Origin of the sequence: uncultured Amphritea sp., assembly GCF_937127095.1 — a bacterium.
Classification (GTDB): Bacteria; Pseudomonadota; Gammaproteobacteria; order Pseudomonadales; family Balneatricaceae; genus Amphritea.
On sequence record NZ_CAKZLP010000069.1, the window covers coordinates 30,261 to 54,556 of the forward strand.

At 51.3% G+C, this 24,296-nt stretch carries 24 protein-coding genes; 20 read left to right on the plus strand and 4 right to left on the minus strand.

The window, feature by feature from the left end:
- Positions 1–3: 3 nt before the first annotated feature.
- Positions 4–3,522: a hypothetical protein gene (locus tag Q0499_RS18010; protein WP_299202318.1), complete on the minus strand. Its 3,519-nt coding sequence runs from the start codon at positions 3,520–3,522 to the stop codon at positions 4–6.
- A 185-nt stretch (positions 3,523–3,707) separates the two neighbouring features.
- The gene (locus tag Q0499_RS18015) at positions 3,708–3,974 is read right to left on the minus strand and encodes a hypothetical protein (protein WP_299202321.1); all 267 of its coding nucleotides are present in this window, start codon (positions 3,972–3,974) and stop codon (positions 3,708–3,710) included.
- Positions 3,975–4,398: 424 nt separating this feature from the next.
- On the opposite strand from Q0499_RS18015, the gene Q0499_RS18020 reads away from it, so the two are divergent.
- The 6 genes from Q0499_RS18020 to Q0499_RS18045 all read left to right on the plus strand — a co-directional run bounded on the left by Q0499_RS18020 (position 4,399) and on the right by Q0499_RS18045 (position 9,328).
- Positions 4,399–6,120 (plus strand): acetolactate synthase 3 large subunit, encoded by a 1,722-nt coding sequence (locus tag Q0499_RS18020; protein WP_299202324.1) that lies wholly within the window; start codon positions 4,399–4,401, stop codon positions 6,118–6,120.
- 2 nt (positions 6,121–6,122) lie between these two features.
- Complete coding sequence (gene ilvN / locus Q0499_RS18025) at positions 6,123–6,614, plus strand: acetolactate synthase small subunit (RefSeq protein ID WP_299202327.1); 492 nt, start codon at positions 6,123–6,125, stop codon at positions 6,612–6,614.
- Positions 6,615–7,089: 475 nt separating this feature from the next.
- Positions 7,090–7,284, plus strand: a complete 195-nt coding sequence (locus Q0499_RS18030; protein WP_299202330.1) for a hypothetical protein — start codon at positions 7,090–7,092, stop codon at positions 7,282–7,284.
- Positions 7,285–7,396: 112 nt separating this feature from the next.
- Complete coding sequence (gene phnN / locus Q0499_RS18035) at positions 7,397–7,981, plus strand: phosphonate metabolism protein/1,5-bisphosphokinase (PRPP-forming) PhnN (RefSeq protein WP_299202332.1); 585 nt, start codon at positions 7,397–7,399, stop codon at positions 7,979–7,981.
- Between the two features lie 64 nt (positions 7,982–8,045).
- Positions 8,046–8,435, plus strand: a complete 390-nt coding sequence (locus Q0499_RS18040) for a thioesterase family protein (protein WP_299202335.1) — start codon at positions 8,046–8,048, stop codon at positions 8,433–8,435.
- Positions 8,432–9,328 (plus strand): DMT family transporter, encoded by an 897-nt coding sequence (locus Q0499_RS18045; protein ID WP_299202338.1) that lies wholly within the window; start codon positions 8,432–8,434, stop codon positions 9,326–9,328. Before Q0499_RS18040 ends, Q0499_RS18045 begins: the two co-directional genes overlap by 4 nt.
- 51 nt (positions 9,329–9,379) lie before the next feature.
- Here Q0499_RS18045 and ilvY read toward each other — a convergent pair whose 3' ends face one another.
- Positions 9,380–10,252 carry an HTH-type transcriptional activator IlvY gene (gene ilvY / locus Q0499_RS18050; RefSeq protein ID WP_299202341.1) on the minus strand — a complete coding sequence of 291 codons (873 nt, stop codon included), beginning with the start codon at positions 10,250–10,252 and terminating at the stop codon, positions 9,380–9,382.
- 237 nt (positions 10,253–10,489) lie between these two features.
- Between ilvY and ubiM the strand changes: the two genes are divergently transcribed.
- The 9 genes from ubiM to Q0499_RS18095 all read left to right on the plus strand — a co-directional run bounded on the left by ubiM (position 10,490) and on the right by Q0499_RS18095 (position 19,868).
- Positions 10,490–11,695 carry a 5-demethoxyubiquinol-8 5-hydroxylase UbiM gene (gene ubiM, locus Q0499_RS18055; RefSeq protein ID WP_299202344.1) on the plus strand — a complete coding sequence of 402 codons (1,206 nt, stop codon included), beginning with the start codon at positions 10,490–10,492 and terminating at the stop codon, positions 11,693–11,695.
- Between the two features lie 202 nt (positions 11,696–11,897).
- Positions 11,898–12,638 (plus strand): type 1 glutamine amidotransferase, encoded by a 741-nt coding sequence (locus Q0499_RS18060; protein ID WP_299202347.1) that lies wholly within the window; start codon positions 11,898–11,900, stop codon positions 12,636–12,638.
- Between the two features lie 137 nt (positions 12,639–12,775).
- The gene (gene pssA / locus Q0499_RS18065) at positions 12,776–13,570 is read left to right on the plus strand and encodes a CDP-diacylglycerol--serine O-phosphatidyltransferase (RefSeq protein WP_299202350.1); all 795 of its coding nucleotides are present in this window, start codon (positions 12,776–12,778) and stop codon (positions 13,568–13,570) included.
- A gap of 32 nt (positions 13,571–13,602) precedes the next feature.
- Positions 13,603–14,625, plus strand: a complete 1,023-nt coding sequence (gene msrP, locus Q0499_RS18070; RefSeq protein WP_299202353.1) for a protein-methionine-sulfoxide reductase catalytic subunit MsrP — start codon at positions 13,603–13,605, stop codon at positions 14,623–14,625.
- Positions 14,625–15,215 (plus strand): protein-methionine-sulfoxide reductase heme-binding subunit MsrQ, encoded by a 591-nt coding sequence (locus Q0499_RS18075; protein WP_299202356.1) that lies wholly within the window; start codon positions 14,625–14,627, stop codon positions 15,213–15,215. The genes msrP and Q0499_RS18075 overlap by 1 nt, the downstream gene beginning before the upstream one ends.
- 460 nt (positions 15,216–15,675) lie before the next feature.
- Positions 15,676–16,791: a cytochrome c oxidase subunit II gene (gene coxB / locus Q0499_RS18080; RefSeq protein ID WP_299202359.1), complete on the plus strand. Its 1,116-nt coding sequence runs from the start codon at positions 15,676–15,678 to the stop codon at positions 16,789–16,791.
- A gap of 4 nt (positions 16,792–16,795) precedes the next feature.
- Entirely contained in the window at positions 16,796–18,400 is a 1,605-nt protein-coding gene (ctaD, locus tag Q0499_RS18085) for a cytochrome c oxidase subunit I (RefSeq protein WP_299202362.1), read from the plus strand.
- 8 nt (positions 18,401–18,408) lie between these two features.
- Positions 18,409–18,987: a cytochrome c oxidase assembly protein gene (locus Q0499_RS18090; protein ID WP_299202365.1), complete on the plus strand. Its 579-nt coding sequence runs from the start codon at positions 18,409–18,411 to the stop codon at positions 18,985–18,987.
- A complete protein-coding gene (locus Q0499_RS18095) occupies positions 18,984–19,868 on the plus strand; it encodes a cytochrome c oxidase subunit 3 (RefSeq protein ID WP_299202368.1) in 885 nt (294 codons plus the stop codon). Before Q0499_RS18090 ends, Q0499_RS18095 begins: the two co-directional genes overlap by 4 nt.
- Here the strand turns inward: Q0499_RS18095 and Q0499_RS18100 are convergent.
- Entirely contained in the window at positions 19,842–20,108 is a 267-nt protein-coding gene (locus Q0499_RS18100; RefSeq protein WP_299202371.1) for a twin transmembrane helix small protein, read from the minus strand. The two genes, Q0499_RS18095 and Q0499_RS18100, sit on opposite strands and share 27 nt — an antisense overlap.
- A 21-nt stretch (positions 20,109–20,129) precedes the next feature.
- Here Q0499_RS18100 and Q0499_RS18105 point away from each other — a divergent pair, with 21 nt between their 5' ends.
- The 5 genes from Q0499_RS18105 (at position 20,130) to Q0499_RS18125 (ending at position 23,998) form a co-directional block, all read left to right on the plus strand.
- Complete coding sequence (locus Q0499_RS18105; RefSeq protein WP_299202374.1) at positions 20,130–20,891, plus strand: SURF1 family protein; 762 nt, start codon at positions 20,130–20,132, stop codon at positions 20,889–20,891.
- Complete coding sequence (locus Q0499_RS18110; protein WP_299202377.1) at positions 20,888–21,346, plus strand: hypothetical protein; 459 nt, start codon at positions 20,888–20,890, stop codon at positions 21,344–21,346. Before Q0499_RS18105 ends, Q0499_RS18110 begins: the two co-directional genes overlap by 4 nt.
- 1 nt (position 21,347) lies before the next feature.
- The gene (locus Q0499_RS18115; RefSeq protein ID WP_299202380.1) at positions 21,348–22,340 is read left to right on the plus strand and encodes a COX15/CtaA family protein; all 993 of its coding nucleotides are present in this window, start codon (positions 21,348–21,350) and stop codon (positions 22,338–22,340) included.
- Complete coding sequence (cyoE, locus tag Q0499_RS18120) at positions 22,333–23,238, plus strand: heme o synthase (RefSeq protein WP_299202383.1); 906 nt, start codon at positions 22,333–22,335, stop codon at positions 23,236–23,238. The genes Q0499_RS18115 and cyoE overlap by 8 nt, the downstream gene beginning before the upstream one ends.
- A 154-nt stretch (positions 23,239–23,392) precedes the next feature.
- Complete coding sequence (locus Q0499_RS18125; RefSeq protein ID WP_299202387.1) at positions 23,393–23,998, plus strand: Yip1 family protein; 606 nt, start codon at positions 23,393–23,395, stop codon at positions 23,996–23,998.
- Positions 23,999–24,296: the final 298 nt, after the last annotated feature.

Consider the following 24,296-nt stretch of genomic DNA (forward strand, 5'->3'; position numbering starts at 1 on the left):
CTGTTACTGTTCCCAGCCAAATTCATTGGCCCACCAGTATTCCCCTTTTGTAAAGGTCGGGGTGCGGGGAGGGCTGCCGGCTTCTTCCTCTTTGTTTAATGGCGGGGTGGGGAAGGTATGCTCACCGATCTGCAGCTGGGCCCGGGTATGGAAATGGGGATCATAATTATAGAGATAACTACTGCCCTCCAGCAGCTTATATTCACTATCGGGGCGAGGCACGGTTTTATCGTAGCGATAGAAGAAGATATAACCGTTATCCAGCTTGTGCTGATAGATCACAGGAGCGTCAGAACGGCTCAACTGTTCTACACTGAACGTTGGCCGTTGACGACCTATGCGGGTGACTTTAACCGTGCTTTTTAATACTGCCTGTCTGGCATGGAAGCGCAATGCTTGCTGATCTGGGTTGCTCAGGCCAAACATGTTGCTGGTTACCCAGACGCCGTGAGTGGCTCCAAGATTTTCCAGGTGCAGACGTAGTTTAGTGGGTAGTTCGATCTGCTGTATTAGGTAGGTTTTAATCCGCAGATTCATAATCAGGTTGATAAAGTGTTGCCAGGCCTTGTCCGGTTTTTGCAGATATTTATAGTCGCCGGTCCGGTCGGGACTTGCGCCAAAAGGGCCGTTCTTAAGCCAGGTCTCCATCGGACTGTCTTTAAACAGCATGTAGAGGCCGAAGCCTACCAGGGCTATGGCTAGTCCGATCCAGCCCAGCGGGCTCATTAGGAAGGTAGCGGTATAGAGGCTACCAAAAGTTGACAGGCCGGTGCCGAGCGCCACCATTGCCATAGCCGCTGCGGCATCCTTGTCCTGGGCGGAAATTAACAGGCAGGTATCCCATATGGCAACCGCTGTTGTTAAAGCGCCGCCGACCACTCCGGCAATTTTGAGTCGGCTTAGGCTCCTTTCAAGATGCAGGCCTAAAGAAGGCGCGGAGAGGAGCCTGACAGCACTTGCTGGTAACTTAATAATGGTCTTGGTTGTATAAGTGGCTACACGGCCTGTTTCTCGTGACAGAAAGTTTGAAGCATTGACTATAGCTACACCAAGATCCCAAAATGCACTAGCTCCTGAAGTTAGAATATAAGACGTACTTTTCCCTTCAAACCCCGCTACTGCCCTCTGCAAATTAACAATCTCCAGCACCACAATAAAGTAGGGAACCCCCAGCCTCGTGTAGGCCTGTCCGGCGATGCCGCCCGCTTTGCTCTGGGGCTTCAGTTTGTCCGCCAGATCGGCTTCTTTCGCTAATTGTTCGACCTTCATCTGGGTGACAGGATTATCATCGGGTATCACCAGAGCCTTGAGGTCGGCTTTGCTGCGGGCAGTGGCACCCTGTCTTAGCTCGGTACCTTGCAAACTGCGTTTATTGGTGGAGGCCAATAGTTTACCGTTGCTATCCTGGAGTACGCCGGTACGTTGTCCGGTCGTTTGCTTCCGCAGTCCTTCAGTGAGGCCAAAGTGCAGCCCGGCTTTTTTGCTGTGTACCCCCACCACATAGGCGCCCGCAATCGATTCGCCGGAGGTGGGAATAAAGGTGGCTTGCCCGAAACTGTCCGGCGCTATCAGTTTGCCCAGACGGATATTGTCGAGGTAGGCTGACTTGAATTCGATGGTTTCGACCAGTTCGCTGAGGCTGGCGCGGGCGCTGGCTTTGTTCTGCAGTGCCAGCATGGCGGTAAAGAAACCACTGAGGACTCCGTCGGCGGTATTCAGAAGGCGGCGGCTGCCGCTAAAGCCATCTTCGCTGTTTTCGGCCAGCAGGAGCGCCTGTTCCAGATTTTCTATCTGATCATTCAGCAGCAGGGTATCTCCGGCCCAGCCGGCGATGTTGCTTGTGTTTGCCAGGCCACTACCGTCGTTCACTGGGCTGGGCGCGGTGTAAGCGGTGTCCAGCGGCACCTGATCGGCAGGGGGGTAGAGCAGGGCATGCAGCGGATGGCTGGCGCCCCGAGTGTAGAAGTTGGCGATGGTGCTGCGGCCGGGCCAGTCTTGCGGTTGACCGTTGTCCTGCAGCGGATCGATAGCGGTGAGGTTAAGGCTCAGGGCCTGGAAGGCATTGCCGACTAATCGGTAGGCGCCGGGGGCGCCGCGTTCCTGGCTGGTGATATCCCGCACTGCCGCAGCGGTGGCCGGATTATCCAGCGTTTGGCCAAGGGCTTCCTGGAATAGCGCCATATCCGCATGGCAGCGTTGCCGTTCTATCGTGCGCAGCGTGCGCTGGAATACGCTGATAGGGCTGAAGTCAAAGCTGTCCAGGTGCTTGTGGTTGGGGTTTTCCTGACCGTTGGGCAGTTTATCTGGCACCACAAAGCGTTGCACCAGCTCGGCGCTCTGAAAGTATTTCTGCTGACCCGCGTCTTCCAGAATATGGAACAGGCAGGCACTGACCTGCATCGCCATCTGAGTATGGTGGCGAAGATCGAATAGCGGGTCGGGGAGTTGTAATAAGCGTAGTTTGCGTTCGCGGGCTTCGCTGAGATAATCGCTGCCATTGATTGGCTGCCAGTATTTCTGTTCGTCATTTATACCATTGACCTGTTGATTCAGTGCTGCGCTGCGGACACCATATTCCATCCTTAACGGCGTATCGAATTTAATCGCATCGGCAGCGCTCTGAGCGCTGTAGCGCATGCTCGCGATCTCTTGCTGCATCTGACTATATAAGTTGCCCCGGTAGTTGCCGCTGATATCACGGTTGTGGTTGGCTGGTTCCGCCAGTTGAGTTTCCAGCTCCGGTTCGCGCAGGCGCATCGGGGGTATAAAACCATGTTGAAACTGTTGATACAGATTCTCAATTTGGTTTGGGTTTACGGTATGGCTGCGTTGTGCCAACAAAGGCCAGTTTTCTTTCTGTTCTAAAAAGTTGAGATAGGCTGCGCTCCACTGAACTTCAGAATAGGCTGCCCGCAGATGCACAGTACGGTTGTTTGCTTTAAGGGGTAGCCAGATATCTTTCAGTGGTGTACCGCTGGCTTCGCGAGGCCCTTTGTTAAAAGGTTTGTCACGGCCCACACGGTGAGCGTAGAGGTTAATGTCGCGAAATTCCATCTGCTCAACAGAGGGGCGATTAATGGCGATCTCTCGCCATATTTTATTGTTGTAGATAAGGTAGATATAGCCATTGCGAATGGGAGCCAGTCGTTGTGTATCGTCCAGGTGGTTAAAACTGGGCAGCAAGGTCATGGGTAAGATGGCCTGAAGCTGATAGTGTTGGTTTTTCAACTGACGGGGTACGTCTGCTACATCGGGAAACAGTGGCAACTTTATGGGACCACTATCACCTGAAATTGAGAGCCAAACATTGCGGTTTTCTGTTTCGGGGGTCCAGTCCCAACTGAAAATAGTGGTGTCATCGACCTGCTCTATAGCCTGCTTGGCTTCAATATATTCCTGTTGGGTATTATCGCTAAGATCGTAAAATTGAAATGTCTGATCAGTAGTGTGATTGATACCGGTGACTTCAATAAACAGTTTTTTACTATCGCAAGCTGGATGGTCGCTGATGCGCACTGACATATGAATTATTCCTTTAATTCTGTGGCAATCGCTTGTTTGACAAGCGGGGGTGTCATTCTATTGGCTTCACTGCCTTTGAGGGTGTTAAGTGTAAGTTATAGCAAGGGGTATGTTAAGAGGAGGGGGATGCTTTTTTAGTTAAGACGGGGCCACGAAGACCCCGATGATGATTTATCTGGATTAGCTTAATACAGCGCTTTCTCGTCCCGCACCAGATCTTTGAGCATCTCCAGAAACAGCGTGTCTGCTTCGCTGTGTACAGCGGGGATCTTGACGCTGGTGGTGGCGGATAACTCATCCGCAATTTTTACATTGGCGTGTTTATCATCAATATGTTTGCGGGTAATTTCCAGCGCGGTGGCGCAGATGTGTGGTTCTACCATTATCTTGCGCAGTACCAGCAGAAATTCGTTGAGTGCGCGTTCCTTGTTTTTAATTTCCGAAGTATTCATGCAACGGTCTCCGACAGAAAAGGGGAAAGTCTGATGGCCTCACTATAGCACTCTCACTGACGGGTCTGCAGCTATCCGTTTCAGCATCTGAAAAATATAATATTTATGCTGATTATCTATTGATCAATTTCGGCGCTGCTGGCAGAATGGCGGCACAATTTAGTTGTTTCTGCGTTAAGTAGGTTACCCCGAAGCAGAAACCTGATAAGCACACCCAGCTTATTTTCCCGGGTTTACAGTGTGTACCCACACTTAATCATCGGATGAAGAGTTGCTTTTGCCTTTCTCTGACCGTACCGGTCATCTTCGCAAAAGCCTGCTGGTTGATGTTATTACACACCAACACCAGTAGGCGCGTCATAACATCCTCCAGTATCAGAATTTTTTATACATGCGTTCGTGCATGTAATTTGAGGATACTATTGTGGAACAACTTTCTGGCGCACAAATGGTTATTCGCGCTCTTAGAGATGAGGGTGTGAAACACATCTACGGCTATCCGGGCGGAGCGCTGCTGCATATCTATGATGCGCTGTTTCAGCAGGAAGAAGTACAACACGTGCTGGTCCGTCATGAACAGGCTGCCACCCATATGGCTGATGCGTATGCCCGTGCAACCGGTAAAGCCGGTGTGGCGCTGGTAACTTCCGGCCCGGGTGCAACCAATGCGATCACCGGTATTGCTACCGCGTACATGGATTCGATTCCGATGGTGGTGATTACCGGCCAGGTGATGAGCTTCCTGATCGGTGAAGATGCGTTCCAGGAGACCGATATGATCGGTGTCTCCCGTCCGGTGGTTAAGCACAGTTTCAGTGTTCAGAACCCTGAAGATATCCCTTCTATTATCAAGAAGGCGTTCCATATTGCTGAAAGTGGTCGTCCAGGGCCGGTTGTGGTTGATATCCCTAAAGATATGACTAACCCGACAGATCGCTTTAATTACGAGTATCCGAAAAGCATTAAACTGCGCTCTTATAACCCGGTTAGCCGTGGTCATAGTGGCCAGATTAAGAAAGCGATCGATATGGTGCTGGATGCCCGCCGTCCGGTTATCTATGCAGGTGGTGGCGTTATCATGGGTGATGCCAGCACTGAGCTGACTGAGCTGGCTAAACTGCTGAATGCGCCGGTGACCAATACGCTGATGGGCCTGGGTGGTTATCCCGGTACGGATCGTCAGTTTATCGGTATGCTGGGGATGCATGGCAGCTATGAAGCGAATATGGCGATGCACCACGCTGACCTGATTCTGGCGGTCGGTGCGCGCTTTGATGACCGTGTCACCAACGGTGTGGATAAGTTTTGTCCTACGGCCAAGATTATCCATGTTGATATCGATCCGGCGTCTATCTCGAAAACCATTCAGGCTGATGTGCCAATTGTAGGACCTGCTAAGCATGTTCTGCAGGAGATGGTTGGGCTGGTAAAAGAGAGTAAGAAACAGCCAGTCAAAGAAGCAATCGATTCCTGGTGGCAGCAGATTGAAGAGTGGCGTGCCCGTCACGGCGGGCGTTATCGCACCGATGACTCGGATAAGATGAAGCCGCAGCAGGTTATCGAGATGCTGAGTAAAGTCACCAAGGGTGATGCCTATGTTTGTTCTGACGTAGGTCAGCACCAGATGTTCGCGGCGCAGTATTATAAGTTCAACAAACCAAATCGTTGGATCAACTCCGGCGGTCTGGGCACCATGGGTTTCGGTCTGCCGGCAGCCATGGGTGTGAAGATGAACTTCCCGGATGAAGAGGTTGTTTGTGTCACCGGTGAGGGCAGTATCCAGATGAACATTCAGGAACTGTCGACCATCAGTCAGTACAATATTCCGGTTAAGGTTATCTGCCTTAACAACCAGTCTCTGGGGATGGTGCGTCAGTGGCAGGATATGAACTATGAGTCTCGCCATTCGCAGTCTTATATGGAGTCCCTGCCGGACTTCGTGAAACTGGCTGAGGCGTATGGTCATGTGGGTATGAAAGTAGAGAAATATGAAGATCTGGAAGCTGCGATGACCGAAGCGTTCTCCCTGAAAGATCGCATGGTGTTTATGGATATCAGCGTAGATCCGTTTGAGCATGTATACCCGATGCAGGTACCGCGTGGCTCTATGCGTGATATGTGGCTGAGCAAGACGGAGAGAACCTGATCATGAGACATATTATTTCTGTGTTGATGGAAAACGAGCCCGGCGCGTTGTCCCGGGTGGTTGGTCTGTTCTCCCAGCGGAACTTTAACATTGAGTCGCTGACCGTTGCGCCAACAGAAGATTCGACCCTGTCCCGTTTGACCGTCACGACCATCGGTAGTGACCGGGTGATCGAGCAGATCACTAAGCAGCTGAATAAGCTGATCGATGTGGTTAAGGTAGTGGATCTGACAGAAGGTGATCATATTGAGCGTGAGCTGATGATGATCAAGCTGAAGGCGACTGGCCAGATGCGTGCAGAGATCAAACGGACGGCGGATATTTTCCGTGGTCAGATCATCGATGTAACGCCGAACACTTATACGGTTCAGCTGACCGGTGCCAGTGACAAACTGGATGCGTTTATCCAGACGCTGGGAACCACCAATATTATGGAAGTGGTGCGTACCGGTGTTTCGGGTCTGTCCCGTGGTGAAAAGGTGTTAAGCCTCTGATATTCGGGCTTTGTTGACCATTATTGATAAAGAGCCGCTCACTGAGTGGCTTTTTTTTGGTTCATCAGTACTTTACTGAGCAAGGGTTTCGTCATGGCAGAGGTTGGTTGAGTTATATTCTGTAGTCATTCCCACCATCAAAAACAGACTCACCACAGAGGACTCAGAGAGCACAGAGAAAATCTGATGAGCAGCTTTTCTGCGTGTTATCAGTGGTGAAATTTTTTCTATGCCCTTTCGCGTCAGGTATTCAGACTTATTGCAGCGGATTCTTGTTGCCTGGGGGCTACCGGACTTTGCTTATATAAAAGATGAAAAATCTGAAATTTTCTGGCGAATCTGTTATTCAGACTATAATTAACAGTCCTCCGGGAATTAAATACGGGGATGCAGATCGGCGGCACAGGGAACCTGCGGTGTCCTGGCGACAGAGTCAGGAAGTCTATTAACAGAGTACCGGTCTGAGGAGGTTATTATGATCCATTCAATCAGGCTAATAATGCTGGCCTTTCTACTTGCTATAGCCTATCTGAGCTCAACCGGTGTGGGGATTGCAAACCTGCAGACGGTTGGCGGTTATCACCAGGAGCCACCATGGCGGTTAACCACTCCGTTCCCCCGCTGGAATGATACCTACGTTATTGTATTTGAACAGGAGATGCTTGCCTGATGCTATATTGCCCCCGTGATCCGGTGCGGGGGTAATCAATACTGGCGTTTCAAATTTAAGCGTATTACTCTTGGTCTCAACATAACTGATTATAGTATTCAGAGATCATCCTATGAGTGGAAAACTGCTCTATCTGGTAGGCGCTTCAGGCAGTGGTAAAGACAGCTTGCTTGAGGGCTGTCGCCAGCGCCTGCAGCCAAACCATTGCTGTTTTGTTGCCCATCGCTATATCACCCGTGCGGCCAATGTTGGCGGGGAAAATCATATCCACCTGTCCCCTGAAGAGTTTGATATGCGTGCCACGATGGGGATGTTTGCCATGCAATGGTATTCCCATGATTATAGCTATGGCATCGGTTCAGAGATCGATAACTGGCTGGCGAAAGGGATCAATGTTGTTATCAATGGCTCGCGGGAATATCTGCAGATTGCGATGCATGCCTATCCGAATCTGATTCCGGTACTGGTTGAGGTGGATGAAGCGATACTGCAACAGCGGTTGATTCAGCGTGGCCGGGAAACCGAAGCCGAGATCGTTAAACGGTTGAACCGACACCGCCAGTTTGTTGATAGTCTGCCGGAAAATATTATGCTGATCGATAATAATACGCACCTGCAGGAAGGTGTGGATGCGCTATTGAAACTGATAGAATCTCTGGCGCCAGCCTCGGTTAAGGCTGCCCGTTCAACACACTAAATTATGACTGATTTTCAGGAGGGTGCTATGATCGCACCCTCTTTTTTTGTCCTGGAGGTTTGCAATGTTCAGTATAGAGATGAGCGTAAGGGATTATGAACTGGATATGCAGGGCATCGTCAACAATGGTGTTTATTTCAACTATCTGGAACACGCCCGACATGAGTTTCTGACAGGCAATGGTATCAGTTTTTCGGCCTTAGCTGAGGCCGGGATTAATCTGGTGGTCATTCGTGCTGAACTGGACTACAAAGCGTCACTGAAAAGTGGAGACCGCTTTCGGGTTGAGGTTGCGCTGGAACGGGTAGGGAAAGCGAGGTTTGGTTTCCGTCAACAGGTTGTCCGTCTTGCGGATGAAAAGGTCTGTGTTGCCGGTCTGGTAGTCGGTGCTGCTCTGAATCAACGTGGGCGACCCTATCTTCCCCCGGAATTTGATGCGCTGTTCAGCGCATGATTAAAACCTCCTTTGATACTCCCGCCATTGTCTTGTTGGTGGGGCTGTGTATGCTGTTCGGCCTCAATCAGGTGGTGGTTAAGTTTGGCCTGGAGGGGATATCGCCGTTGATGCAGGCGGGTCTGCGATCGGTTGGCGCCTCACTGCTGCTGATGCTGTGGATGGTGTTTCGCGGCGAGAAGATCTTTCGTGACGACGGTGCTTTCTGGTGGGGGGTATTATTAGGTGTGCTGTTTGCCATCGAGTTTCTGCTGATCTATATAGCTTTGACCCTGACCACCGCGTCTCATACCACCATTTTTCTCTATACCTCGCCGTTTGTTGTCGCACTGGGCACACATCTGTTTGTCCCGGATGAATCACTGAAGAGGGCGCAGGTTGTCGGGCTGATAATCGCTTTTGCCGGTGTTTTCTTAGCCTTCAGGGATTCACTCGATGGTGAAGCTTCACTGTTGGGCGATAGTCTGGCGCTGGCTGCGGCGTTTTTCTGGGGCGCCACAACGGTGGTGCTGAAGGCTTCGCCCCAACGGCATCAGTCACCCTCCCGGGTGCTGCTCTATCAGCTGGTCGTATCTGCGTTGATGTTGCCCTTGTTGTCGTGGCTGATGAATGAGCCGGGGATAACCAACCTGACTTCACTGGTGATCGGATCGCTGTTGTTCCAGACAGTGTTAATGGCGTTTGCGGGATATCTGGCCTGGTTCTGGTTGCTGAGTCATTATCCGGCATCGAAGATTGCCAGTTTTACCTTTCTGACACCGCTGTTTGGGGTGCTGTTTGCCTGGTTGATTCTGGATGAGCAGCTCACACTCGATATGCTCGGGGCATTGTTGCTGGTGGCGCTGGGTATCTATCTGGTCAATAAACCGGGTAAGCGGGTGGTAACAGAGTAACCCGCTTCTAGCGATGCCCCGCTGTAGAAATGGCTTCGGTAGTAAAGCGCTCTAGCGGATCTGTGACCAGAAAGCGTCAATCAGCGGGCTCTGCAGTTTCTTTTTCAGCGCAAACAGGCCAACGTCGTAAGCTTTCAGTTCCGGCTCGATATTGAGGATACGAACCCGCTCTGCCAGTGGACTGTTATCCAGGACTATCCTGGGGACAACCCCCACGCCAAACCCCAGACTGACCATGCTGACAATCGCTTCATTACCAGCCACCTGAGCATAGATAAGCGGTTTACTCTGCCGGGCTTTAAACCACTGATCGATCCGTTTGCGTGATACGCCCTCCTCGGACAGTATCATCGGTACCGCTGACCAGTCGGGTGTGCCGTTTAACAATGCATCCAGCTGTTTATCCTGTTGCGGCGCGATAAATACCAGTGGCGAGGTGGCGATATGTTTGAATGCCAGGCTGGCGTTGAAGGTATCTGGCCGGGCGGCAATGGTTATATCATCGGTACCGCTGAGTACCCGTTGAATCGCGCTTTCCGGATCGCCGGTATGCAGCTTGATTTCGATTTTGGGGTACTGCCTGCGGAAGTTGCTAAGAATCTCATAGAGAAAACTGTAACTGGCGGTCACCGAGCAATAGACACTGATCTCCCCTTGCAGCTCCTGCGCGCCTTGCAGCAACGCATTGCGTATTACATCCCATTCGATCAGTGCTTCCCGGGCATACTCCTGAAAGCGTTTTCCCTCTCGGGTCAGGCTGACCGTGCGGTTATCCCGGTCGAACAGCTGTACTCCCAGAGTGTCTTCCAGTTGCTTAATTGACCGGGTCAGCGCGGAAGGACTGATATGGCAGGCTTCACTGGCGCGGCCAAAGTGCAAGGTGTCGCAGAGGCTGATAAAAAATTTAAGAGAGCGGGTGTCCATAATCTAATCGTCGGTCAATGTGTTGCAGTATTTGAAATATATTTTCACATATGTATCGAAAACTGCAATAAAGATTTACTCCTCGGGCTGTTGTGTCTAAAAAGCTGTCCTGATCGGTGCTAACGATCTGCTTTTTCTGACAGGCTTGATCTGGATTAGGGAAATCTGCCGTTATTGCCGGTACTGTTTGCGGTCATATTCACGTTGCAATGGCGTTTGCTCGCCCTGAGGTCCGGTATGAAGTATGACATCGTAATAATTGGCGCAGGTCCGGCCGGGCTGAGTTTTGCCCGCTCGCTTGGCGATACTTCCCTGAAAGTGCTGTTGGTGGAGCGCTCATCCCTGGCGACCCTGCGCGAGCCACCGGAAGATGGCCGTGAGATCGCGCTGACGCACCTGTCGATTGAGATGATGAAGGCTTCAGGGGCCTGGCAGCAGCTGGCCGACAAAGATGTCTCACCGATCTGTGCCGCAAAAGTGCTGGATGGAAACTCCAGCTATACCCTGAACTTCGATAATAACGATACCGACCTGGATGCCCTGGGTTATCTGGTGCCCAACGATAAGATCCGCAAGGCATATTTCGAGGTTGTTGAGGGAGTTGAGAACGTTGAACTGCTGACTGAGATATCAGTGGAAGATGTTGGCAGCAGTGCCGACTGCGCCTGGGTTGTGCTGTCCAATGGTGAACGGATCGAGTGTGATCTGCTGGTGTCCGCAGACAGCCGCTTCTCCGAAACCCGCCGCAAAATGGGTGTGCCGGCAACCATGAAAGATTTTTCCCGCACGGCGATAGTGTGTCGGATGGAACATACCCGGCCCCATAATCAGACCGCGTTTGAGTGTTTCCACTATGGCCGGACGCTGGCTATTCTGCCGATGACCGGTAATCTGTCTTCTATCGTGGTGACCGTCTCCAGTGCCGAGGCAGACACTATTTTTAATATGAGTGAAGAGGCGTTTGCGGCTGATATTGAGCAGCGTTTGCAGGGGCAGCTGGGTAACATGAAGCTCTACGGACGCCGCCATCTTTATCCGCTGGTGGCCGTGCATGCGAATAAGTTTATCAGCCGTCGGTTTGCGGTGATTGGTGATGCGGCGGTGGGGATGCATCCGGTTACAGCACACGGCTTTAATTTGGGGTTACGCAGTCAGGAAACTCTGACCAAAGAGATTAAGCACGCGTTGTCTAAGGGGCTGGATATCGGTTCACACGCGGTGCTGGAAAAATATCAAAGCAGCCATATGCGGGTAACCAAACCGCTGTATATGGGCACGAACCTGGTGGTCGGGCTGTTTACCAATGATAATTTTGCGGCAAAAATTGCCCGTAAGGCGACGCTGCGAATTGCCAATAACTTTGCCCCGCTGAAACAGGTGATCACCCGTAAACTGACAGAAAAGAAGATCGATATTCCCTTCTTTCTGCCGGGCTTGAAATAACGGGCAGAGACCCGATTGAACGGGTGGTAGTGAAAGGGCGATTTCTATCACAATTGCCCTTTTTCTATTGAGTCTTCAACTTAGCAGGGTATTCTTAATGCTATCAGTCAGAACTTAGTTCTGAGAACTTACTTCTCAGAACTAAGAGTTGAGTAGCTAAAACTGAGTGTTAAGAGCGAAGATGTCCGGACCAGTCCCTGTTATGAAAACCCGAGAGCAACTGAAAATTCTGCTACTGCAGATCCGTGATGGCGAGCAGGTACGCCGGGAAGAGCACCATAGCTTTGCCGAATATTGTGGTGTCTCGCCCCGGCAGATCGAGATCCTTAACGTATTTGATACACCGGATTTTCCGGTAACGGTTGCCGATGAGTATGATGCGCTGTTAGTTGGCGGCGCCAGTGAAGCGGATGTTCTGCAACCGGATCAGTATGCGTTTATCCGGGGGTGTCAGGCGCTGATTCGTCACTGCGGCGAAACCGGTAAGCCGGTTTTTGCTTCCTGCTTTGGTTTTCAGTTAGCGATACTTGCCCTGGGCGGAGAGGTTCTGCACAAAGATACTGGCTTCGAGATAGGTGCCATCCCCATTACCCTGGCCGCAACGGCCGCTAATGATCTGCTTTATCATGACACTCCGGATCAGTTTGCCGCTGTCTCGGTGCACCGGCAATATGCGGAAAAATTGCCTCCGGGTTGCCGGTTGCTAGCCTATACCGACCAGTGTGTTCACAGCTTCAAGTTAGAGGGGAAACCCTTCTGGGCGTTTCAGTTTCATCCGGAGGTTGATAAAGCCACCCTGATTGAACGGCTGACCTTTTATAAATCCCACTATACCGAGGGTGATGGTCAACTGGAGCAGGTCTTAAACTCGGCGGTCGACACGCCGGAGTCGAATATTCTGGTGCGAAAATTTGTCGACCGGGTACTTCTAGGACTCGGATAGTTCGCTGTAATGATACGTTGCAGCAGTGTTTTGTCGTGGCTCTCGGGTAGGAGAGCTTTTCCGTACCGATAGCTTTCCCGTATATGGGTAAGTAGAATGTCGGAACATTTTGTTAATCCATTGGTGTAAATAGCTCTATGAATGACCCACAGGGAAACAAACCGGAACCATCTGAACAATCCGATCAGGAACAGGCATGTCCGGATCAGACAGATCCCAAGCCCCGCAGTCGCGGGATCTATCTGCTGCCGAATCTGTTCACCACAGGGGCGCTGTTCTGTGGTTTTTATGCGGTAGTCGCCGGTATGAACGGTGTGTTTGATAATGCTGCAATAGCGATCTTCGTTGCAATGGTGCTGGATGGTCTGGATGGACGTGTAGCCCGTCTGACCAACACTCAGAGTGCATTTGGCGCTGAGTATGATTCACTTTCGGATATGGTTTCATTTGGTGTCGCGCCAGCGCTGGTAACCTTTAGCTGGGCACTCAGCGGTGCCGGTAAGTTTGGCTGGTTCTGCGCCTTTATCTATGTTGCCGGGGCGGCCCTGCGACTGGCGCGCTTTAATACACAGATCGGCTCTGTGGATAAGCGTTACTTTATCGGTTTGCCCAGCCCTGCGGCGGCGGCTTCAGTTGCCGGTTTGGTATGGGCCTGTGTCGAGTTTGATATCGATGTCAGCGGTTTTGTCTTCCCGATCGCCATCTATGTTGCCCTGATGGGCGTGCTGATGGTCAGTAATGTGCTTTACTACAGTTTCAAAGATGTGGACCCTAAGGGTAAGATCCCTTTTATGATTTTGCTGGTGATTGTGCTGACCATCGGTGTTATCTCAATCAGCCCGCCCATCTTTCTCTGGTTACTGCTGTTGGGTTATACCCTGTCTGGTCCAGTTCTCTGGTTACTGCGTAAACGTAAGTCAATCAGCAGTTAAACCGCTATGTTTTATGGCAGGAGGTAAACGCTTTGAAACGTTATAAAACCGGGATATCGCAACCGATCCTGCCATCAGAGATTACCCCTGAATCGGTCTATCGTGACCGGCGCCGTTTTATGCAAGCGGCGCTGTCTGTTGCGGCAATTCCAATGGTGGGTTTTCCCTCTCTGGCCGGTGCTGCAGAATATGATATTCCTGCGGATCTGCCCCGTTATAAAGGGCCTTTATGGCTGCAACAGAAGCTTGCTGATGCGGTACGTAATAACGACTTTTCGACCAGTGAGGCTCTGGCACCTTATTATGATGCGATTACCCATAACAACTTCTATGAGTTCGGTACCGATAAACGTGACCCGGTGCGCAATGCTCAGGGGTTTGTTACCGACCCCTGGAAGGTCGAGATCAGCGGTGAAGTTGCCAAGCCGGGCAGCTACAACCTGGAAGATATTCTCGCCCCCCATGCGTTGGAAGATCGGGTTTACCGGCTTCGTTGTGTTGAAGCCTGGTCGATGGTGATCCCCTGGTTAGGGTTTCCTCTGGCTGATCTGATTAAACGGTTTGAGCCAACATCGAAAGCGAAATATGTGCAGTTCACCACCCTGATGGATAAAGATCAGATGCCGGGACAGCGCGGTTTTTTTGGCACGATAAAGTGGCCCTATGTTGAGGGGCTGAGAATGGATGAGGCGATGAATCCGCTGACGCTGATGGCGGTGGGGCTGTATGGTAATGCGTTGCCTCCTCAGAATGGCGCGCCGTTAAGGCTGGTGGTGCCCTGGAAGTATGGGTTTAAGTCGATTAAGTCGATTGTCCGTATCCACTTCAGTGACACGATACCCGCTACCAGCTGGAATGATATAGCCCCGGATGAGTATGGTTTCTATGCCAATGTGAATCCTCAGGTTGATCATCCGCGCTGGTCTCAGGCTACTGAACGACGCTTACCCTCTTCGCTGTTAACCCCGAATATTATTGATACACTGCCGTTTAATGGCTATGCAGATCAGGTTGCCCACCTTTACAGGGGGATGGATCTGACCAAGTGGTTTTGATGACACCTGTAGAGCGTATCGGGTTGATTCGCTGGTGGCTGATTTTCCTGTTATTACTGTTGCCGTTGGGGCTGTTGCTGGAAGGGCTGCTGACCGATGATCTTGGGGCTGATCCGGCAAAATATATTGTTAAAGAACTTGGCTTCTGGGCGCTGTGCTGGCTATGGCTGACACTGGCGGTTACCCCGTCGCGAAAACTATTTGGCTGGCGCTGGCTAGCTCGCTATAGGCGAATGTTCGGGCTCTATGCTTTCTTCTATGGGCTGCTGCACCTGCTGGCATTTGCCACTTTTTTGCTGGGCTGGCGCTGGGATATCCTGATAACCGAATTGACTAAACGCCCCTATATCGTCGTGGGCTCGGTAGCCTTGTTGCTGCTGTTGCCACTGGCGGTGACTTCAACTCAGGGGATGCAGCGTCGCCTTGGTAAACGTTGGAAAAAACTGCACGCTCTTATCTATCCAGCCAGTCTTCTGGTGATGCTTCACTTTCTTTGGCAGATCCGGGCTGACTTCTTGCAGCAACTTATTTTCGCAATTTTATTAGCTCTTTTGCTGGGCTATCGACTATATCTTAAAAGGCTCAGTTAATAGAGGAGCGGTACTATGTATCCGAACCGACTCTCTGAACAACTGCTGCTGTTGATTAACTGGATAGCCGGGATTCATAAGTTATGGTGCATGGTATTCACCAAACCACCTGATGAGCGGGAGCGACGATATAACCTCCCGATGAAGTCTGTGTGGTCAAGTCTGCTGGTTTTGGCAGTCTTTATGGTAGCGTTAATTGCGCTACTTTTCTGGCTTTTAACGACGTTGGCAGGGTAGGCAGTTTTCAGAATAACCTGAAGTTTTTCTCTCTCCGACAGGGGCGGCTTATTTGCGCCCCTGTACTTTATACGCAGGTTGAACTTTCCCCTTGCACTCTGAAATCTGCTGCTATACTGGCTTATAACCAAGTGATCAGCTGGGATATTGAACTGGACTAAAAGGGATCATTTTTAGGCTTGGTGTACCGCTGTTGAGTATTCAGCAGCAAGGAGACCTGGGGATGATTCGACGTATAGGAAGGGTCCTGTTTCTGGCCGGACTTTTTTATGCGCCGCTGGTTGCAGCACAGTGGCAGGTAAATCTGGTTGAGGGGGCAACTGAGATCAGTCGCTCCGTTTACAACCTGCATATGATTATTTTTTACATCTGCGTTGCTATTGCAGTTGTGGTGTTCGGCGTTATGTTCTGGTCGATCATCTGGCATCGCAAATCCCGTGGAGCGAAAGCTGCACATTTTCACGAAAGTACCTGGGTTGAGATCATCTGGACCATTGTGCCCGTGGTCATCCTCGTTTCTATGGCGGTTCCAGCCAGCACCACCCTGATTCAGATGTACGATAAAAACAGCGCGGATATTGATATTCAGATCACCGGATATCAGTGGAAATGGCGCTATAAGTATCTCAACCAGGATATCGATTTTTTCAGCTCCCTCGCAACGCCCCAGGAACAGATCAGCAATGAACAGGCTAAAGGCGATCATTATCTGCTGGAGGTGGATAAACCGTTGGTGATCCCTGCTGGGAAGAAAGTCCGTTTCCTGCTGACCTCAAATGACGTTATTCACTCTTGGTGGGTGCCCGCGCTGGCGGTGAAAAAAGATGCTATTCCGGGGTTTGTCAATGAGTCCTGGACGCGGGTGGATGAGCCGGGAATCTATCGCGGGCAGTGTGCTGAGCTCTGTGGTCGGGATCATGGTTTTATGCCAATTGTTGTTGAGGTGAAGTCTCAGGACGATTATGCGTTGTGGGTCGCTGAGCAGGCCAGTCTGAAAGTAGCAGAAGCGCAGTCGGCGCAGCAGGAGATGAGCCAGGCTCAGCTGATGGAAAGGGGTGAGCAGGTGTATAAGGGCGCTTGCGCTGCCTGCCATCAGCAGGAAGGTCAAGGGATTCCCGGAGTCTTCCCGGCACTGGCTGGCAGTCCACTGATGACCGGAGATCCGGCAGAGCATATTAATGTGGTGCTGCATGGTCGTTCCGGTACTGCGATGCAAGCCTTTGGCGAGCAACTCAATGCGGCCGATCTGGCGTCAGTGATTACTTACGAACGAAATTCTTGGGGTAATCAGGGTGACATGGTTACGGTTCAGCAAATCAGTGAATTGTTGAAGGAGTAGGGTGATGGGTAGTTTAGAACAACCGGTTCACAGTACAGGTCACCATGGCCCTGCCACAGGTATCACCCGCTGGCTTTATACGACTAACCATAAAGATATCGGTACGCTCTATCTTTTGTTCAGTCTGATGATGTTCTTTATTGGTGGCTGCATGGCGCTGACCATCCGGGCCGAGCTTTTTCAGCCGGGGCTGCAGCTGGTCAGGCCTGAGTTCTTCAATCAGATGACCACCTCTCACGGGCTGATCATGGTGTTCGGCGCGGTGATGCCTGCCTTTGTCGGGCTGGCAAACTGGTTGATTCCGATGATGATTGGTGCACCGGATATGGCCTTGCCGCGGATGAATAACTGGAGCTTCTGGATCTTGCCCTTTGCCTTCACAATGATGCTTTCCACCCTGTTGATGGAGGGCGGCGGCCCCAATTTTGGCTGGACCTTTTACGCCCCCCTATCGACCACCTATGCCCCTCCCAGTGTGACATTTTTTATCTTCGCCGTGCATATGATGGGGATCAGTTCGATTATGGGGGCGATCAATGTGATCGCCACCATTCTCAACATGCGCACACCCGGTATGAAACTTATGGATATGCCGCTATTTGTCTGGACCTGGCTGATCACGGCATTTCTGTTAATTGCGGTAATGCCGGTTTTAGCCGGTGTGGTGACTATGATGCTGATGGATATCCATTTTGGCACCAGTTTTTTTGATGCGGCTGGTGGTGGTGATCCGGTGCTGTTTCAGCATGTGTTCTGGTTTTTCGGCCACCCTGAGGTGTATATCATGATCCTGCCGGCCTTCGGTGTGGTGTCCGAGATTATCCCTACCTTTGCCCGCAAGCGGTTGTTTGGTTACACCTCGATGGTGTATGCCACCGCTTCGATTGCGATACTCTCTTTTATCGTCTGGGCGCACCATATGTTTGCTGTGGGTATGCCGTTGGCGGGTGAGCTGTTCTTTATGTATTCCACGATGCTGATTGCGGTGCCGACCGGCGTCAAAGTGTTTAACTGGGTCGCTACCATGTACCGCGGCTCGATGACTTTTGAAACGCCGATGCTGTTTGCCCTGGCATTCGTTGTGCTGTTTACCATCGGTGGTTTTTCCGGATTGATGCTGGCGATCGCGCCTGCCGATTTCCAGTATCACGACACCTACTTTGTGGTGGCTCACTTCCACTATGTACTGGTGCCGGGTTCGGTGTTCTCGATCATGGCAGCGGCATACTACTGGCTACCTAAATGGACCGGGCATATGTACAACGAGTCGATGGGGAAGCTGCATTTCTGGCTCTCCTTTATCGGCGTGAATGTGACCTTTTTCCCGATGCATTTCCTTGGCCTGGCGGGTATGCCGCGGCGTATTCCCGATTACGCACTGCAGTTTGCCGACTTTAATATGGTGGCGACGTTTGGGGCATTCCTGTTTGGTTTTTCCCAGTTACTCTTTGTCTATAACATCATCAGCTGTATCCGTTCAGGTAAAAAAGCGACCGACAACGTTTGGGAGGGCAGTCATGGGCTGGAGTGGACGCTGTCATCTCCGCCCCCCTATCACTCGTTCACTGAACCTCCAGTATTCAAGCATCCTTACAAAGATAATGGTTGAGGTGAACAATGAATCAGCTGCAGCAACGTAATCGCTCTTTGTTAATAAAGCTGTTAGCGGGTGCCGTGCTTATGTTTGGTTTTGGTTTTTTGCTGGTACCACTGTATGACGTGTTCTGCGATATCACCGGCTTGAATGGCAAACTGCAGAACACCGGTGCGCTGACGCAGGAATATGCGATTAACGATAAGCGCAAAGTGCGTGTGCAGTTTCTGGCGGTTAATAATGAGTCGATGCCGTGGCGACTGGATCCTCAGTTGGCTGAAATTTCGGTTCATCCGGGAGAGATGACGCAAACCGCTTTCATGGCCTTTAATCCAACCAACAGCAATATGGTAGCGCAGGCCATACCCAGCGTTGCGCCCTCTGAAGCCGCTCCTTTTCTGCATAAAGTTAACTGTTTTTGTTTTGAGCAGCAGCCGCTCGCTGCAGGCGAAAAGCGCGAAATGCCATTGGTATTTATGGTGGATGATGAACTGCCGAAGTACATCACCACTATCACCCTCTCGTATACATTATTTGATATTACCCCTGAACCCAGGCCGGTGAGTAGCGTGTTCACTGTACCGGCAAGGAGTGTTCTATGAGTACTCAGGCTTATTATGTTCCGGCTCAAAGCCGCTGGCCTATTCTGGCATCGGTGTCTCTGTTTCTGATCGCTTATGGCGCCGGGACGCTGATCAATGCGTTGAGTGCCAATACTGGCGGAGCCCTTGGGTTGAGCCTTTTGTTAGTCGGTGCTCTGTGTATGGGGCTGATTCTAACCGGCTGGTTTGGTCATGTGATCGATGAGAGCCGCAGGGGGCTCTATTCTGATCAGATGGATCGTTCGTTCCGTTGGGGAATGAGCTGGTTTATCTTCTCTGAAATCATGTTCTTTGCCGCATTCTTTGGTGCGCTGTTTTACGTTAGAAACCTCTCCGTTCCCTGGTTGGGCGGGGAGGGTGAGAAAGGCGTCGCCAATATGTTGTGGCAGGGATTTGAAGCAACCTGGCCGCTGATGAAAACGCCGGATATGACCGCCTATCCCGGTCCCGAAGGGGTTATTGACCCCCTGCATCTGCCGTTGGTGAATACTCTGTTGTTGTTGAGTTCCAGCGTTACTATGACCTTCGCCCATTACCGCTTAAAGCAGGATCGCCGCCCGCAGGTGATTGTGTGGTTGGTACTCACTATCGCCCTGGGATCATTATTTCTGGTGTTTCAGGCAGTGGAGTATGCAGAAGCCTATCATGAACTCGGGCTAACCTTGCATGCAGGTATCTATGGTGCCACCTTCTTCATACTGACCGGTTTCCATGGGATGCATGTGACCCTGGGTATGCTGATGCTGCTGATTATTCTGCTGCGGGTAATACGTGGGCATTTCGAGCCGGACCACCATTTTGGTTTCGAAGCGGTGTCATGGTACTGGCATTTTGTCGATGTGGTCTGGGTCGGACTATTCCTGTTTGTCTATCTGTTGTGACGGGTACTGTAGTGAAGAGTGCGATGCCGGAGCCAGGGGGAATGGTGTTCGCAGTTTCAGCTCCCCGGTGTAGAAGCCAAAGAGGATGATGATGAGTAGAAGCGCCGCCAAGGATACCCGTAGCGCCAGGGATTGCACGGTGCGCCGCGAGCGGCTCTGATCTTTCAACAAAAAGTAGAGTCCCGCGAAGAGGGTGATGATGATAAGAATAAAGATGATAACAATCACAGTCTTAAACATATGCAGTGCTCAGGTCGGTGTATGAGTAAAGCGGTTATGAGTGAAGCGTCTATGAACAGACTTCATTTGAGTAAAGTTCAGAGGCTACCTGTTAGCAAGTGGCTGATTGTGATTCTCGCGCTGTTGTTGATTCCTCTGCTGCTGTGGCTGGGTGTTTGGCAACTACAGCGGGCGGATGAAAAACAGAAGTTACTGGATCGTTGGAGTAGTGCACGCACAGACCTGACTGAGCTGCCTGAGCGGGAAAGTACTGAGCCGGTCGGCGTGAGCCTCCACGGGCAATTTATCAGTGATGTTATCTATCTTTTGGATAACCGCACCCGGGAGGGACGCACTGGCTATGAAGTGATTGTGCCGTTTAAACCCGATACTGATGCCAATGCCAAACACCCGGTCGTGTTGGTTAATCTGGGATGGCTGGCCGCCAGTCAGTACCGGGATCAGTTGCCGGATATTAGTCTGCCCTCAGGCTCACAGAGTATTACCGGTAGGCTTGCAATCCCGTCGCAGGCCATGCAGCTGAGTCCTGACAGGTGGCAGGAGAATGGGCGGGTGAGAATACAGCAGTTGGATATGGATCGATTAGCGTTGAGGCATCCGGGCTTATACCCGGCGGTTATCCGTATTGATAAACCGTTGCTGTCAGGGCTAAGCGTAGGCTGGCCGGTGGTGAATATGACACCTGAACGACATGTCGGCTATGCGATCCAGTGGTTTGGTCTGGCGATAGTACTGATGGGTGGTTGCAGCTGGCTGGTTTTGCATCGTAAGGAGCAGGTATGAGTAACCGACATTATCCCCGAACTGTTTTCTGGCTGGTGTGGGGGGCTGCACTGCTGCCCCTGTTCGCGGCGTCACTGGCCTTCTTCTCTGGCTGGCGACCTGCACAGCAAATTACCGAAGGCGAGTTGTATCAGCCGGGGGTGACGCTTCAGGATCTTCAGCTGCCAGGAGAGAGTGTAATAGCTGAGGGCAGTTGGCAATTGATACTTCTGGTGGATAGCGATTGTGAAGATCAGTGCAGCGATTGGCAGACCCTGCTACCAAACCTGCAGGCATCTTTGGGTAAGGATCGTGACCGTTTGCTGTGGCAGCGTATCGATGATGATCAGCATGGCAGCGGTTTATTACTGGCGGATCCGCGCGGCTTTATGGTCACCCGTTATGATCTTTCCCTGTCGCCCAAAACGGTAGTCAAAGATCTTAAGCGTCTGTTGCGCATATCTAAGGTGGGATGAGATGAATAATCGGCGGCCCCTGGTGATCTGTTATATGGCGATAGTGCTGACGGTTATGGTTATTCTGATGGGCGGTTGGACCCGAATTATGGATGCAGGTCTGGGGTGTCCCGACTGGCCCGGGTGTTTCGGCCGGATTACCGCACCTATGTCTGCGGCGCACATTGCCGAGGCACAGCAAAACTATGCGGGGGTTGAGGTTGATGCCGGTAAAGGGTGGATAGAGATGGTCCATCGTTATATGGCGTCAACGCTGGGGTTGCTGATTTTGTTGCTGGCGGTGATTGCGTGGCAGAAACGTAAAGAAAATGGCTATCCGGTACGGCTGTCAATCCTGTTGCTGGTGCTGGTGGTTTGCCAGGGGTTGTTTGGCATGTGGACAGTGACCTTGAAACTACTACCACCAGTGGTGACCGGGCACTTGCTGGGTGGGTTACTGACATTAACATTGCTGGTTATGCTGCAGGGTAAGCTGCGCGGGGCAGACGAGCCTGAAATTCAACCGGCGGGCCGATGGATGATGCGTTTAGCTGTACTGGTGCTGTTTATGCAGATTCTGCTGGGGGGCTGGACCAGTGCGAACTACGCCGGTTGGGCCTGTACTCACTGGTTGAGTTGTGTCGAAGGACAACGGACTGATCTGGATTTCAGGGCAGGGTTTAGTTTGCGTTATGACACCGATCAGAACCATCAGGGAGGAACGCTCCCCCAGCCTGCCCGGGCAGCTATACAGATGACACATCGGTTAGGCGCGCTAGTGGTTACAGTAGTGATGTTGTTGGTTGGGGTATTGGCGTTGCGCAACAGTGCGAGCCGAAAGCCGGCATTGGTGCTTTTTATTCTATTGGTTCTCCAGCTCTTCGTAGGGGGCGCCAATGTTGTCTATGGCATACCGGTGATGTTGGCCTGGTTGCATCATCTGGGTGCTGTATTGCTGCTGTTATGTTTGTTATGGCTGAAGTCATGTTACGAATCGGAGGTTCGCTATGAGTAATGGTCAACAACGTATATTTAGTTCACCGTTTGCCTTGTGGCGTGACTATCTTGAACTGTGCAAACCCCGGGTAGTTGCCGTGATGCTGCTCACCGCGATTGTAGGGATGTGTCTGGCGACGCCTGAGTTTCCTCCGGTGATGACCGTCATCAGTGCAACACTGGGGATAGGTTTGATGGCTGCCGGTGCAGCCGCCGTTAACCATGTGATGGATCGTAGCATTGATGCAAAGATGGCCCGAACTCATCGGCGTCCTTTGCCACAGGGCACCATTGATGAGAATCGGGCGCTGCTGTTTGCGGCATTTCTCGCCCTGACAGGCATTGTGGTACTGATACTCTGGACCAACCTGCTGACCGCATGGCTGACTCTGGGGGCTCTGATAGGCTATGCACTGATCTATACGATGCTGCTGAAGCGGGCGACGCCGCTGAATATTGTTATCGGTGGCATCGCCGGTGCTGCGCCACCGTTGCTGGGCTGGGTCGCCGTAACCGGCCAGGTTGAGCCGGATAGCCTGTTGCTGGTACTGATTATTTTTGCCTGGACACCGCCGCATTTCTGGGCGCTGTGCATCCACAAGAAAGATGACTATGCCCGCGCAGGTGTTCCGATGCTGCCGGTCACTCATGGTGAGCAATACACCCGGTTGCAGATAGTGCTCTACACCGTGCTGATGGTGCTGACCACGTTGTTTCCGTACATGACCGGGATGAGTGGTTTGATATATCTCATCGGGGTGACTCTGCTGAATCTGAGATTTTGCCAATGGGCAGTAAGGGTGTATCAGGCGAAAGATCCCTCAGCACCGATGGCGATGTTCTGGTTTAGTGTGAAATATATTATGTGGTTATTTGTGGTGTTATTGGTTGATCACTATGTAATAGGTCTACACTGATTAAAATGAAACGCATAATTTCAACGAATTTTGGTTACTGATTATCAAGAACTGTCACTGACAGACGAGAACCGGACATTAGGAAGAGTACGGTTACCCAAAAACAAGAATAAGGCCGGGGGATAATAAGTCCGAGCCTTGGGAGGTATGACCTATGTTTCTGCAACATATGTGGGGTGTAATCTACGACCCTAAACATGAGTGGCGAGATATACGCAAAGAGCATTACTCGATGATGCACTGCTTCGTGTCACAGATCAGCATTCTGGCCGCAATCCCGGCTCTGTCTCTATTTATCGGAACCACTCAGATTGGCTGGAGTATATCCGGGGGCGAGTTTGTTAAACTGTCTATGCAAAGTGCAATGATGGCGGCAATCGCATTCTACGTAGCGATGTGGGTAGGTGTTGGCTTTATCGCCTATGTTATCCACTGGATGGAGCGAACCTATGGTGGGAAGGCCAGCCTGGATGATTGCATGGTGCTAGCAACATTTACCGCGACACCCATGTTTATGGCGGGAATTGTTGGCTTGTATCCGGTTCTATGGCTGAATGTGATCGTAGGTATGATTGCGCTGGCTTTTACCGTGTATTTGCTGTTCACCGGCGTTCCCGAAATCATGCAGATACCTGAAGACCGGGCATTCTTCTTCGCCTCATCCATCCTGACCGTTGGGCTGTGTGTGCTGGTCGGTCTACTGGCGGTAACGGTTATCATGTGGAGTACCGTTATTCCACTTGGATACGTTAGTGGGTAAAAAAAACCGTCGCTTCGCTTATTTAGGAGCTAGACGCTTCGCTTGCTAGTGGCGAGAACGGAAACTGCGTTTCCTGCTAGAAAAAGCCAAGAAAAAACATAAAACCGCCGTGAGGCGGTTTTTATGTTTTTGGCTTCTGTTTTGCGGATGCTCTTACGAAGTCAGTTTTCACAATACCCATAAAGAAGGCACTGCTAACCACTAGCAAGCGAAGCGTCTAGCAGCGGCGCAGCCGCGTTCTAACGACTCGCCGTTAAAAACTTCGATGTTTTTTACAAATTCTTAACTTTTTCGTGCT